The following is a 12,953-nucleotide window of genomic DNA, read 5'->3' as shown; positions in this document are numbered from 1 at the left end:
ATGAAACAAAAACTAGAACACTACTTTGTTAGACCTATTACAAAATTTGTGCAGGTAGAGAGTTTTGGAGGAATCCTTCTCTTTTCTGCTGCTGTTATTGCCCTACTCTGGGCTAATTCACCGTTTTCAGATTCTTACGTAAATCTTTGGAATTATGAATTGGGATTTGAAGTTGGTGAATTCTCCATTTCTAAAAACCTACTGCATTGGATTAATGACGGTTTAATGGTGATTTTCTTCTTTTTAATAGGTTTAGAAATTAAACGTGAAATTTTAATTGGAGAATTAAACAGTTTAAAAAAAGCATCGTTACCTATTTTCGCTGCTTTAGGTGGTGTTTTTGTACCTATTGGAATATATTTAGCTTTAAATACTAATCCAGAAACATTTGCAGGTTGGGGAATCCCAATGGCTACAGATATCGCCTTTTCTCTTGCCATTATACAATTGTTAGGAAAACGTGTGCCTTTAGCTTTAAAAATCTTTTTAACAGCATTTGCCATTGTAGATGATTTGGTAGCCGTATTAGCGATTGCCGTATTTTACAGTAACAATATCGATTGGGCCTTAATTTTATATTCTTTTATACCATTAGGAATCTTATTTTTCTTAGGTTGGAAAGGCTTTTACCACAAAATAATATACTTTACACTTGCTATTGTTATTTGGTTCTTATTCTTAAAATCAGGTATTCACCCTACAATTGCTGGAATCTTAATAGCCTTAACTATTCCTATACAACGTAAGTCTGAATTATCTATTGATATGATTCAACTAGAGTCGATTACCAATCGATTACTTAAGAAAAGAACTAGCGATAGTCCAATTCTAACACATACTCAAATTAACTTGATAGATGATTTACAAGCTTGGACAAGTCGTGTACAATCACCATTACAACATTTAGAACATATATTCCATGGTTGGGTGGCTTATTTCATAATGCCAATTTTCGCCCTATCTAACGCAGGTATTGTGTTTGGAGCTTCAGATAATTTAGATTTTGATTTAGCATCTCATATTGCGATAGCCTTAATTATTGGTAAATGTGTTGGTGTCGTTGCCTTCTCTTATTTAGCTGTCAAAATAGGTGTGGCTGCTTTTCCTAATAAAGTGAGATTTCAACATATTTTAGGAACAGGATTTTTAGCTGGTGTTGGTTTTACAATGTCTATTTTCGTGTCTAACTTAGCGTTTCACGGAAGCTTACTTTACCAAGATTCTGCCAAAGTGGGAATTTTAATTGGATCATCTATTGCGGGATTAATAGGATACTTTGTTTTAAAAGCTGTTAAACCTGCCAAGGGAGAAATACTTTTAAGTGACGAAGAGGAAGAAGAATAAACCGATCCATTCTATCATATAATTAAAAAAGCGATTTCTAAGGAAGTCGCTTTTTTAATTTATACAAAATTGGGTATACCACTTAGAATATCATTTAATGCAACGAAATCAGGAACTATGTTTTTAATAATTGTATTAAAACCTAAGTCAATCCAAAAATAGCGATTCTTACAGAGCCAACACTTAAACGCTAGACAAAGTACATATTTATCTCTAAAACTTCTTAAAACACGTAAAACCGACTTCAAATTCAGTATAATAATCCTTTTTATAAACTCATATCGCTAACTCAGATTGCTGTACTAACAGTTATAATCAGTACATCATTTTAAATATTATTACAAACAAGATTGTAACATACTGAAAAACAATTCTTTTAAATTGTATTTTAATTATAATACTAAAACAAAAACTACTATAAACAAATTCTGCCAAAAGAAAGCGATAAGAACCTTCCTTTTGGCAGAACACTATTTACTATGTAATTTGGTTAAAGAACAATCTCTAACCACAGCTTGAAGTTTCTTTTACTTCACTTAAACACTTTTATTTAAATTAATTTGGTGAATATCTAAATGACTTAAGAATTTATTTTCACTCTATTTTCACTACTAAAATACTTTTTTCGTAACCAGAACGACACGCGAACTAGTAGAATTAAAGCGGGCACTTCCACTAGCGGTCCTATAACTCCAGTAAATGCTTGTCCAGAATTTAATCCGAATACTGCAATAGCAACTGCTATGGCTAATTCAAAGTTATTCCCTGCTGCTGTAAATGCAATAGCAGCAGTTTTATCATAAGGAGCACCTACTGCTTTACTAATAAAGAACCCTATTAAAAACATTAATGTGAAGTAAATTAATAAAGGCACTGCAATGATTACAACATCCATTGGAATTTCAACAATAAGTTCCCCTTTTAATGAAAACATAACAATAATGGTAAACAACAAAGCAACAAGTGTTAACGGAGAAATTGCAGGAATAAATTTGGTGTTGTACCATGTTTCTCCTTTTAATTTTACTAAAAAATAGCGACTTAAAAAGCCTAGAACAAATGGAATACCTAAATAAATGGCAACACTTTCTGCAATAGTTGCAATAGAAATATCGACTATAGCGCCTTCAAATCCAAAAAACGGAGGTAGAACCGTAATAAAAATCCAAGCATAAAAACTATATCCAAACACCTGAAAAATACTGTTTAAAGCCACCAAACCAGCGCCATATTCACTACTTCCATCTGCCAAATCATTCCACACTAATACCATTGCAATACAACGTGCTAGACCAATTAAAATTAATCCTACCATGTATTCTGGATAATCTCTTAAGAAGGTAATCGCTAAAAAAAACATTAAAAATGGTCCAATAATCCAGTTTAGAACTAATGAAATGGACAATACTTTAACATCTTTAAACACTTTAGGTAATAGCGCGTAATTTACTTTAGCTAAGGGCGGATACATCATTAAAATAAGACCAATCGCAATTGGAATATTTGTTGTGCCTTGACTATAAGAATTTATAACATCAGGAATTTCAGGAAAAAAGTTCCCCAAACCAACTCCAATTAACATGGCTAAGAAAATCCATAAAGTTAGATAATTATCTAGAATACTTAATTTTTTAATTGCTGCCATAACTACTTAATTTTAGAAAACACGTAAAACATTTCTTCTGCAATTTGTAAACTTCGCTCATTATATTTTTCAGCTTGTTGAGCTGTGCCATCAAAAGCTTTAGGGTCTTCATAAGTTACTGCAACACGTTCTTGGGCTCCAGCTATAAACGGACAACCTTCATCTGCTTGAGAACACGTCATGATTGCAACAAATCTTGTTTCTGGATTATACGCATTATCAAAACGTTTAGAAAACCCTACTATTGGTGGCTCATTATGATCGAATTTTATCGCATATACAGGATTATCGCCCTCTGTTATTTTTAAAACATCGAACCCAGTGTTTTCTAATGTTTCGGCTACCATCGGAAACATAGCCGTAGCTTCTGTTCCTCCAGAATAGCAATACACATGTTTAAAATTGTAATAAAATGCTGCCGTTTGTGCCCAAACTTGAGATAAGTGACTGCGTCTTGAGTTATGTGTACAGATAAAATTTAATCTGATTTTTATCTTTTTTGAATGCTTCTCCTGAATAAAATCAATTAATGGTTGCAATACCTGCTTACGTTCTTCTGAAATATTCGAAAAGTTAAAGCTTTTAATTTGATTGGCTATTTTAGTATTCATAGTCTTTATTTTTAACAACATCCAGAATTAGGAGTGCATGTATTAGCAGGTTGAGTTAATTGGTTTAAGTTTTTTTTCGGCTTTTCTTGAGGTATACCACAGTTATCTTTAGCCAAACAATCTGTGAATTTAGATGTTAATTGAAACACACCATTATTAATATCTAAATTATATTTTTGGATGGTTTCGTCCTGATATTCTACTTCGATGTCTAAATTTTCATCTAGTTTTAAAAGGCGTTGAGACAACTCTATAATTGAAACTAATTTTTCTGGATGTAAACGGTGGTCGTAATCATTGGCTTCCCATAATTGGAAATTCACTACAGATTCCGTTCTCACAGTTCCGCCACAGTCTATAAAGTTTTTATCTATTTTTCCTACTTCAGTCACATGAAAATGACTTGGAACTAAATTTCCGTTAGGCAATTGAAAAGCAATTTGATTTAAAGCTTCTAAATGGTTTTTAATTTCTAAAAGTGTCATAATTAAAATTTATTAATTGTAATATTACGATGATTAAGTTTAAATTTTTTTAACAGCAATCTGTTTTATCAGAGACTAAATGTTGGTCAAAAAACAAATTCATGGTTTGCTGAATAGCCTTCCATTTTTCGGTATCTATACAGTAACATACACTAGTTCCTTCTATAGTGCCTTTTATTATACCTGCATTTTTTAATTCTTTTAAATGCTGAGAAATTGTAGGTTGTGCCAGCCCTATTTCTTCTACTAAATCACCACAAATACAACTTGTAGATTTTATTAAGTATTCTAAAATACTTATTCTTGCCGGATGCCCTAACACTTTAGCAATGCGTGCAATGTCGTTTTGTTTATCCGAAAAAATTTCTGACTTAGTAATTCCCATAATCTAATTATTTATTCATTGCAATATTACGATTAAATATATATTGTACAAAAAAAAAGATAGCTATTTAACTATCTTTTAATATTGATTATATGTGTTTAAATCTACCAATCGATAGGAAAATAATCTTTTAAGAATTTTCCACACCAGTGTTTACCTGAATTTATACCATCTATTAACGGATCCATAACACGTGCTGCTCCATCTACAATATCTAGTGGTGGCTGAAAATCGTGTTCTTCAACTTTACGTTTAGATAACTCAGCTGGATCTTCGTCGGTAACCCAACCGGTGTCCACTGCATTCATATATATACCATCTTTAGCCAAGGTTGCAGACGATGTATGCGTCATCATATTTAAAGCGGCTTTTGCCATATTAGTATGCGGATGACGGTCTTCTTTATGGAAACGGTGAAACTTTCCTTCCATAGCGGTTACGTTAATAATATGTTTTTGCCCTGTGTTTTCCTTTTGCATAATAGGTGCTAATCGGTTACACAATACAAACGGTGCTACAGCATTTACTAATTGAACTTCAACCATTTCTGTGGTTTCAATTTCCCCTAAACGTAAGCGCCAACTATTAGTTTTACGTAAATCTACCTGTTGCAAATCGACATCCAACTCCCCTTCTGGAAAGACTTCACTCGCTTGTAACGAATTATCGAAACTATACGGAATTTGAGATAATTTAGCCGAAGCTCTCAACCCGATACCAGGTTCTGGTCCATGCCAAGTCACTGGCATATTTTTATTATCTGAAGCCGCTTGCATTAATGTTTTTAATTCAGTAATACAATCGACATGATCTTTTAAAACACCTTGTGCAAACTTTGGTAATTGCTCTATTGGCAATTCTTCGTTAGCCATTAAATGTTTATAAAACCCAGCAGGTCGTCTTACAGTCTGAGCTGCATTATTAATTAAAATATCTAATCTATCGTATTTCTGTTCAATATAATTACAGAAGATTTCTACACTTGGAATATGTCTTAAATCTAGTCCATGTATATGCAATCTATGTCCCCATTCTGTAAAATCGCTTTCTTTAGAAAATCGTAAAGCAGAATCTGCAGGGAAACGTGTTGTGGCCACTACTGTAGCACCTGAACGCAACAACATTAAAGTAATATGATAGCCGATTTTTAATCGAGACCCTGTAACTACAGCTACTTGATTTTTTAAATCGGCTGTTTGGAAACGCTTCGCATAATTAAAATCACCACATTCTGTACACATAGTGTCGTAAAAATGATGCAGTTTTGTATATACTTTTTTACAGACGTAACAGTTTCTTGGTGATTCTAACTCTAAATCTTTGTCTTCTTTTTTAGTTAAGTCTATAAGTTTAGGAGCCACAAAAACAGGATTTTCACGTGCAGAACGTATACCTGTTTCTTTACGAGCATGCTTATCACGCTCAATCATTTTACGCTTAGCTGCTTTTTTTGCATCCTTACGTCTTTTTTGAAACTCGTCTCTATTGGGTCTTGTAATTTGCCCAGCTGCTTTCATTAAAGCAATGCGTTTCTCCTCTGGAAGTTCGAACAACTGATTGGTGTTATCTACCAATTGTTCTAACATAGCAATACACAAATCAATTTGTTCTTGATCTAATGCCTTGATTTGTTCTTCTTTATTTTCGTTCATTATATAAACTTTAAGCGCGCAAATATAGTTTTAATTTTAGTTGGAAACTGAATATAACTATCTCTATTATTTATTTTACAACTAAAAAAACACAGCTAAAATCTAACTGTGTTTCTAATATTAAAATTTAGTGATTAACTTTTTGTATGCTATCGCGCTAGGAATTAGCCGACCAAATACTCGATTTTTTAATCAATATGCGTCTATTTAATTTTAATTGTGCTATAATAAGTTCTGAAAAATCTTCAGCCTCTTGTTGATCACTTTTATTTAAATCTGTAAAAGATAAATTTTCAGAAGTATTCCTATGTATTGTATTTGGTGTTAATGCACTCACCCGAATATTATGTTTACCAACTTCCTGCATTAAAGATTCTGTTAGACCTAAAACCGCAAATTTAGAGGCAGTATATGCACTTGTTGCTGCATTTCCTGTAAGACCGGCTTTAGAAGCAATATTTACAATATCTCCAGATTTATTAGCAATCATATCTGGCAAGAACGCTCGAGTAACATGGTAAATACCCATAACGTTTATTTTAATAATATGCTCCCACTCTTCTGGCTCAATAGCCATAAACGAACCAAATTTTGCTATACCCGCATTATTAATTAATATATCTATGGTTTTAAATTGATAAAAAATTGTTTTTGCTGCAATATCTACATCTTCTTTAGAAGACACATCTGCAGTTACCGTAATAACTTCTACGCCTAATTTTCGCACAGTTACAGCAACCTCTTCAATTTCTTTAGTCGAATTTGCTAAAAGTGCTATATGTACGCCTTCTTTAGCCAATGCTATCGCTAAAGCTTTTCCGATGCCTTTGCACCCTCCTGTTATTAATGCGCGTTGTCCTTTTAATGACCTCATTTATAAATAAAGATTTTATACTGTTTTTAATTCAATCCAAATTTAGAAATAAATACACGGTAGATAAAACATTTGTTTAGTGAATGAGTTAATATTTTTTTTTAATAGACACGTCAGGTCTAAACGTCTTCTATACTTTTGAATCAGGTTTTTTAGTATAAAGTGTTTTTAAACGCATATTCTGTAATTTAATCGATGTTATTTAAATATTTTTTAAGATTTATCTCACATCAAATCAAATATTTATACTACGAATATTGTAAAACACCTATGCTATAAAATCTATAAACCCGTTTAAATCGTAGATATATTAAACCAAAATAAATAATTATGAAAAGAATTTCAATCGGAGTTATTACTTTATTTCTAATGGCATCTTGTGTTTCAAAAAAGAAATATGTAGCACTTGAACACGAAAATGGAGAAATAAAGAGTCAGCTAACAAAAACTACAGTTGAAAAGGAAGAATTAGAAGCTAAGTTTAGTGAAATTCAATCTCGAGTTGATGCTTATAATTCAAAAATAAACTCTTTAACAGAACAAAATGATGCGCAACTTGTTGCCGTTGGCGATGTTGCTGTAATCTCTAACGATACTAAAAAGAGCATGCGTGAAACATTAAAACATGTGGATCCTACTAAATTAAGTGAAGCTAAAACCCTTAAAGATTCTATGAATCTTGCCGTTTCTTATAATTTACAAAAATCGTTAGATAACAGCACTTTAAATGAAGATGAAGATATTGCAATTGATATTAATGAAACAGTTGTAATGATTTCAATTTCTGATAAAATGTTATTCAATACTGCAAGTTATAGAGTGAGCAGTAAAGCAAACGGTATTCTTCAAAAATTAGCAGATGTTATTAATTCTGAACCAAGTATTGAAGTTATGGTTGAAGGACATACAGATTCTAGAAGCATAAACACTGGAGCGATTAAAGATAACTGGGATTTAAGTGTAATGCGAGCTACTTCTGTAGTACGTAAATTACAAGACGATTACGGTGTAGCACCTGAAAAAATGATTGCTGCTGGACGTAGTAGTTACCACCCAATTGCAGAAAACGATTCTAGCGAGAACCGTTCTAAAAATAGAAGAACACGTATTGTTATATTACCAAATATCAATAAATTCTTTGCCTTAATGAATTCTAACGAATAGGCATTATTAACAATAACATACTTACATGAAAAGGATCGCTCTAGGGCGATCTTTTTTTATTAAATTAATAATTAAAAACATAAAATAATATTCATATCGTATTTATAATATCCTTAACATTTTTTGACAATGTCGTTAGTAATTAAAATTTTAAATTTCAAGATTAAAATTCTAAACAAACATTAATATTGAAGTATTCTTTGTCTACACCTATAAAATGTACGCTAACACGTCCAATTTCTTTTCTAGAACTTATATGCCAATAATAATTACAAAGGTTTATATATTGCACTTTTCACAAAAAAGATATCGAATACAACTCTAGTTTGAGTATTACATTTAAAAAAATGAAACACGTTATATGAAAAAAACATTAACTCCCTGGAAACGTTTTGTTAATCTCTTAAAGCTAGAAAAAAAAGATATCCGGCAAATCTTTTACTACGCCATTTTTGCCGGAATTGTAGCTTTAACATTGCCTTTAGGAATACAAGCCATTATAAATTTAATTCAAGGTGCTCAAGTGTCTTCTTCATGGATTGTGTTAGTTGTAGTTGTTACATTAGGTGTTGCTTTTCAAGGTTTATTACAACTTATGCAAATGCGAATTTTAGAATCTATTCAGCAAAAAATATTCACAAGAGCGTCTTTTGAATTTGCCTATAGGTTTCCTAAAATAAAAATGAAAGAGTTATATAACACCTACCCGCCAGAGTTAGCCAATCGTTTTTTCGATATCTTAATGATTCAAAAAGGGCTTTCTAAAATTCTATTAGACTTTCCTGCAGCTGCTCTTCAAATTGTATTTGGTCTTATTCTACTAAGTTTTTATCATTCTTTTTTCATCTTATACGGACTACTTTTAGTCTTACTTATTTATATCGTGTTTAGATTTACTGCCGAAAAAGGTTTAGAAACAAGCTTACTAGAATCTAAAAACAAATATAAAGTTGCACATTGGATTCAAGAAATATCACGTTCGCTATCTAGTTTTAAATTGTCTGGAAAGACATCTTTAGCAATGGATAGAAATGATTATTTAACCTCTAAATATTTAGATGCCCGTGAAGACCATTTTAAAATTTTAGTCGTTCAGTTTCTACAATTAGTAGGATTTAAAGTTTTGGTTACTGCAGGTTTATTAAGTATTGGTGGATTACTTGTTATTAATCAGCAAATGAACATTGGTCAGTTTGTAGCTGCAGAAATTATTATTTTATTGGTAATTACATCTGTTGAAAAATTAATACATGGTTTAGAATCGTTTTACGACGTACTTACATCTTTAGAAAAAATAGGACAAGTAGTCGATAAAGAATTAGAACCTCAAACTGGCGAAGATCCATTTAGAACCGCCCGCGATTTACATATCGAATTAGATAAACTAACATATCGCGACCCTGAAAACTATAAAGTTTTAAGTCAGATTTCTATCGATATTAATCAGAGTGACCGCATACTTTTAGCAGGACAATCGGGATCAGGAAAAACAACATTGCTAAAAATTCTCTCTGGCTTATTAACCTCGACCTATGGCGCTTTTTATGTGAACGATGTGTCTATGGTTGGTATTTGTCCAAATAAATATAGAGCTTGTGTTGGGCAAGTGTTACCATCTCAATTACCTTTTGAAGGTACCATTCTAGAAAATATAACTTTTGGTAGAACCGATGTTTCTCAAGAGTATTTACACGAAGTTTTAAAAAACACTGGATTATTACCTTTTATTAAAAGACAACCTAATGGTATTGGAACCGTTTTAGATCCTGAAGGTAGTCAAATTCCGTTTACGGTATCTAAACGTATTTTATTAGCTAGAGCAATAGTACATCAGCCTAAATTATTGTTATTAAAAGATCCTCTAGAGTATTTTGAAAATGATGAAGCCGAACGTTTAATTAAATATTTAACAGGTAAAGACAGACCTTGGGCATTAGTTGTTTCTAGCCAAAATATTCATTGGTGGACATATTGCAATAAAACCATCGAAATTTCAAACGGACAAATTATAAACAAATCGAATATATAATGCTAAATATTTCCAAAAATCAGCTTAATAAAGAAGTCTCTTTGAAGAAGTTTAGCGCATATAAAAAAGCTTTTACTTCCAAGACAAATAAAGTTTTCAATAAACTATTAATCATATTCTCGATTATTATTTTAATTGCCATGTTCTTACCATGGACACAAAATGTTAGTGGTAGAGGATTTGTTACAACACTAACTCCGGATCAACGTCCACAAACCATTCAATCTCCTATTCCAGGACGTATAGAACATTGGCATGTTTCTGAAGGACAATTCGTGAAAAAAGGAGATACTCTATTACATATTTCCGAAATTAAAAATGAATATCAAGATCCAAATTTGGTAGCACGAACCAATACTCAAAGAGAAGCAAAAAGCAAATCGGTACTATCGTATAAAGAAAAAATAAATGCTTTAGATCGACAAATTGCCGCATTAAAAAATGAGGAACGTTTAAAACTCTCTCAAGCCAAAAATAAATTAGAACAATCGCGATTTAAGGTTGTAAGCGATAGTATGGATTTAGAAGCCATTAAAAACAACTATATTATTACCGAAGGACAATTTAATCGGACCAAAACATTACAAAGCGAAGGTTTAAAATCTGTTACAGATGTAGAGGAAAAACGCGTTAAACTTCAAGAATCGCAAGCCAAACTTATATCTGCCGAGAATAAATTACTAACAAGCGAAAACAATATTATAAACGCTCGTATTGAAATTAATAGAATTTCTGCCGAATACGCCGATAAAATTGCAAAAGCTAATAGTGATAAATACACCGCAGAAACCAATCAATACGACGCCGAAGCACAAGTCTCTAAATTAGAGAATCAGTCTACAAATTACCAAATGCGAAGTGATTTATATTATATAAAAGCGCCTCAAGACGGTTATATTACTAAAGCCATTAAAGGTGGTATTGGAGAAACATTTAAGGAGGGCGAACAAATTGTTGGGATTATGCCAGCAAATTATCAGCTTGCAGTAGAAACGTATATAAATCCTATTGATCTACCTCTACTACATATTGATGATGAAGTTAGAATTCAATTTGATGGCTGGCCATCTATCTTTTTTAGTGGTTGGCCCAATACGTCTTATGGAACTTTTGCTGGTAAGGTTGTAGCTATAGAATCTTTTATAAGTCCTAATGGAAAATTTAGAGTCCTCATTGCACCTTTAACAGAAGAATTTCCGTGGCCAGAAAAAGTGAGTATCGGTTCGGGAGCATACACTTTTGCGCTTTTAGAAGATGTTCCTATTTGGTTTGAATTGTGGAGAAACCTTAATGGGTTCCCTCCTAACTATTATCAACCCGACCAAGCAAAAAATTCCAAAGACAGTAAAAAATGAGAATACGATTAATTTTTTTAATACTTCAAAGTGTTTTTTGTTTGTCTGTAATGGGGCAAAATGAAATCCCTTCTCAAACCTTATCTTTTGAAGAGTATTTAGGATATGTAAAAAAATATCATCCTATAATGAAGCAAGCAGAACTTACATTGAGTTCTGGAGAAGCGAATCTCTTAAAAGCTCGCGGAGGATTTGATCCAAAAATTGAAGTAGATTATAGTAGAAAGACATTTAAAGGCACCGAATATTACGATATCTTTTATTCAACCTTTAAAGTTCCTACCTGGTATGGAATAGAATTTAAAGCGAATTACGAAAACAATTCAGGATATTATCTAGATCCAAGTTTAACCGTTCCAGAAGATGGATTATACAGTGCCGGTGTTTCTTTTTCATTAGCTCAAGGGCTTTTAATAGATGACCGTATGGCTACTTTAAAAAAGGCAAAATATTTTAAAGAACAATCTCAAGCAGAACGAGACCTTTTAATTAACAATGTACTATTTGCAGCAAGTAAAGCCTATTTTAATTGGTTAGAAGCGAGCAACGAATTACAAATTTATCAAGACTTCTTAGAAAATGCTAAAGTGCGTTTATCTGCAGTAGAAAAAAGCGCTAATGCAGGAGATTTAGCTCAAATAGATATAACAGAAGCTAAAATTATTTATCAAAATCGATTATTAGGATTAGAAGCCGCCAAATTACAGACTAAAAAAACGAGTCTAGAACTAAGTAATTATTTATGGGTAAACGATATTCCTATGGAAGTTCAAGTTGGTATTTTACCAGAGGTTCCTACACTAGAAAACCTTAAAGCATCTTTGCTTTTAGAAGACATAGAAAACAATGATGAATTACTCGATTTTCACCCAAAAATAATGAGTTTAGATGCTAAAATAGGACAGTTAGATATTGATAAATTTTACAAACAAACAAAGTTATTACCTAAACTAGATTTACAATATAATTTCTTAACTCAGGATGTAGACCAATTAAACTCTTTTAATACTTCTAATTATAAAGCATATGTAAATTTTAGTATGCCCCTATTTTTAAGAAAAGAACGTGGCGATTTAAAACTAGCTAAACTTAAGTTACAAGACGCTAAATACGATCGTATAAGCGAAGTACTTAATATAAGAAATAAGGCCGAAGCCATACAAGCAGAAATTAGCTCGTTGAGTACACAAAACGAATTAATTAAAAATATGGTAAGTGATTATGAAATTATGGTGCAAGCAGAAGAACGTAAATTTACCTTAGGAGATAGCTCTCTATTTTTAATAAATTCTCGGGAACAAAAATTGATTGATGCTCAACTTAAAGAAAATAATTTAGCTACAAAACAATTTATTGCTATAGCTAAGCTTTATAATAGCTTAGGGCTTTCTATTTAGCATATATCCGAA

The 12,953-nt window shown here is 31.9% G+C and carries 11 protein-coding genes; 5 read left to right on the top strand and 6 right to left on the bottom strand.

Translation table 11 applies throughout. The annotated features are described in order from the left end of the window. Entirely contained in the window at positions 1–1,344 is a 1,344-nt protein-coding gene (gene nhaA / locus BN863_RS07560; protein WP_038529243.1) for a Na+/H+ antiporter NhaA, read from the top strand. 580 nt (positions 1,345–1,924) lie between these two features. Here the strand turns inward: nhaA and arsB are convergent. The 6 genes from arsB to BN863_RS07530 form a co-directional block, all read right to left on the bottom strand. Then, on the bottom strand, positions 1,925–2,989 hold the full coding sequence (gene arsB, locus BN863_RS07555) for an ACR3 family arsenite efflux transporter (RefSeq protein ID WP_038529241.1): 1,065 nt from the start codon (positions 2,987–2,989) through the stop codon (positions 1,925–1,927). Between the two features lie 2 nt (positions 2,990–2,991). Then, a complete protein-coding gene (locus BN863_RS07550; RefSeq protein WP_084817590.1) occupies positions 2,992–3,600 on the bottom strand; it encodes an arsenate-mycothiol transferase ArsC in 609 nt (202 codons plus the stop codon). An 11-nt stretch (positions 3,601–3,611) separates the two neighbouring features. Next, positions 3,612–4,085, bottom strand: a complete 474-nt coding sequence (locus tag BN863_RS07545) for a DUF6428 family protein (RefSeq protein WP_038529237.1) — start codon at positions 4,083–4,085, stop codon at positions 3,612–3,614. A 49-nt stretch (positions 4,086–4,134) separates the two neighbouring features. After that, a complete protein-coding gene (locus BN863_RS07540; protein ID WP_038529235.1) occupies positions 4,135–4,470 on the bottom strand; it encodes an ArsR/SmtB family transcription factor in 336 nt (111 codons plus the stop codon). A 104-nt stretch (positions 4,471–4,574) separates the two neighbouring features. Further along, complete coding sequence (locus BN863_RS07535) at positions 4,575–6,122, bottom strand: SDR family NAD(P)-dependent oxidoreductase (RefSeq protein WP_038529232.1); 1,548 nt, start codon at positions 6,120–6,122, stop codon at positions 4,575–4,577. A gap of 157 nt (positions 6,123–6,279) precedes the next feature. Then, a complete protein-coding gene (locus tag BN863_RS07530; protein WP_038529230.1) occupies positions 6,280–6,996 on the bottom strand; it encodes a 3-ketoacyl-ACP reductase in 717 nt (238 codons plus the stop codon). A 330-nt stretch (positions 6,997–7,326) separates the two neighbouring features. Here BN863_RS07530 and BN863_RS07525 point away from each other — a divergent pair, with 330 nt between their 5' ends. The 4 genes from BN863_RS07525 (at position 7,327) to BN863_RS07510 (ending at position 12,941) form a co-directional block, all read left to right on the top strand. Beyond that, positions 7,327–8,160: an OmpA/MotB family protein gene (locus BN863_RS07525; RefSeq protein WP_038529228.1), complete on the top strand. Its 834-nt coding sequence runs from the start codon at positions 7,327–7,329 to the stop codon at positions 8,158–8,160. A 361-nt stretch (positions 8,161–8,521) separates the two neighbouring features. Next, positions 8,522–10,189 carry a peptidase domain-containing ABC transporter gene (locus BN863_RS07520; protein WP_038529226.1) on the top strand — a complete coding sequence of 556 codons (1,668 nt, stop codon included), beginning with the start codon at positions 8,522–8,524 and terminating at the stop codon, positions 10,187–10,189. Further along, complete coding sequence (locus BN863_RS07515) at positions 10,189–11,544, top strand: HlyD family secretion protein (protein WP_038529224.1); 1,356 nt, start codon at positions 10,189–10,191, stop codon at positions 11,542–11,544. The genes BN863_RS07520 and BN863_RS07515 overlap by 1 nt, the downstream gene beginning before the upstream one ends. Beyond that, a complete protein-coding gene (locus BN863_RS07510) occupies positions 11,541–12,941 on the top strand; it encodes a TolC family protein (RefSeq protein ID WP_038529222.1) in 1,401 nt (466 codons plus the stop codon). Before BN863_RS07515 ends, BN863_RS07510 begins: the two co-directional genes overlap by 4 nt. Positions 12,942–12,953 lie beyond the last annotated feature (12 nt).

This window comes from Formosa agariphila KMM 3901 (genome assembly GCF_000723205.1).
GTDB classification, from domain to species: Bacteria; Bacteroidota; Bacteroidia; order Flavobacteriales; family Flavobacteriaceae; genus Formosa; species Formosa agariphila.
This window is presented reverse-complemented; position numbering and strand designations above follow the sequence as displayed.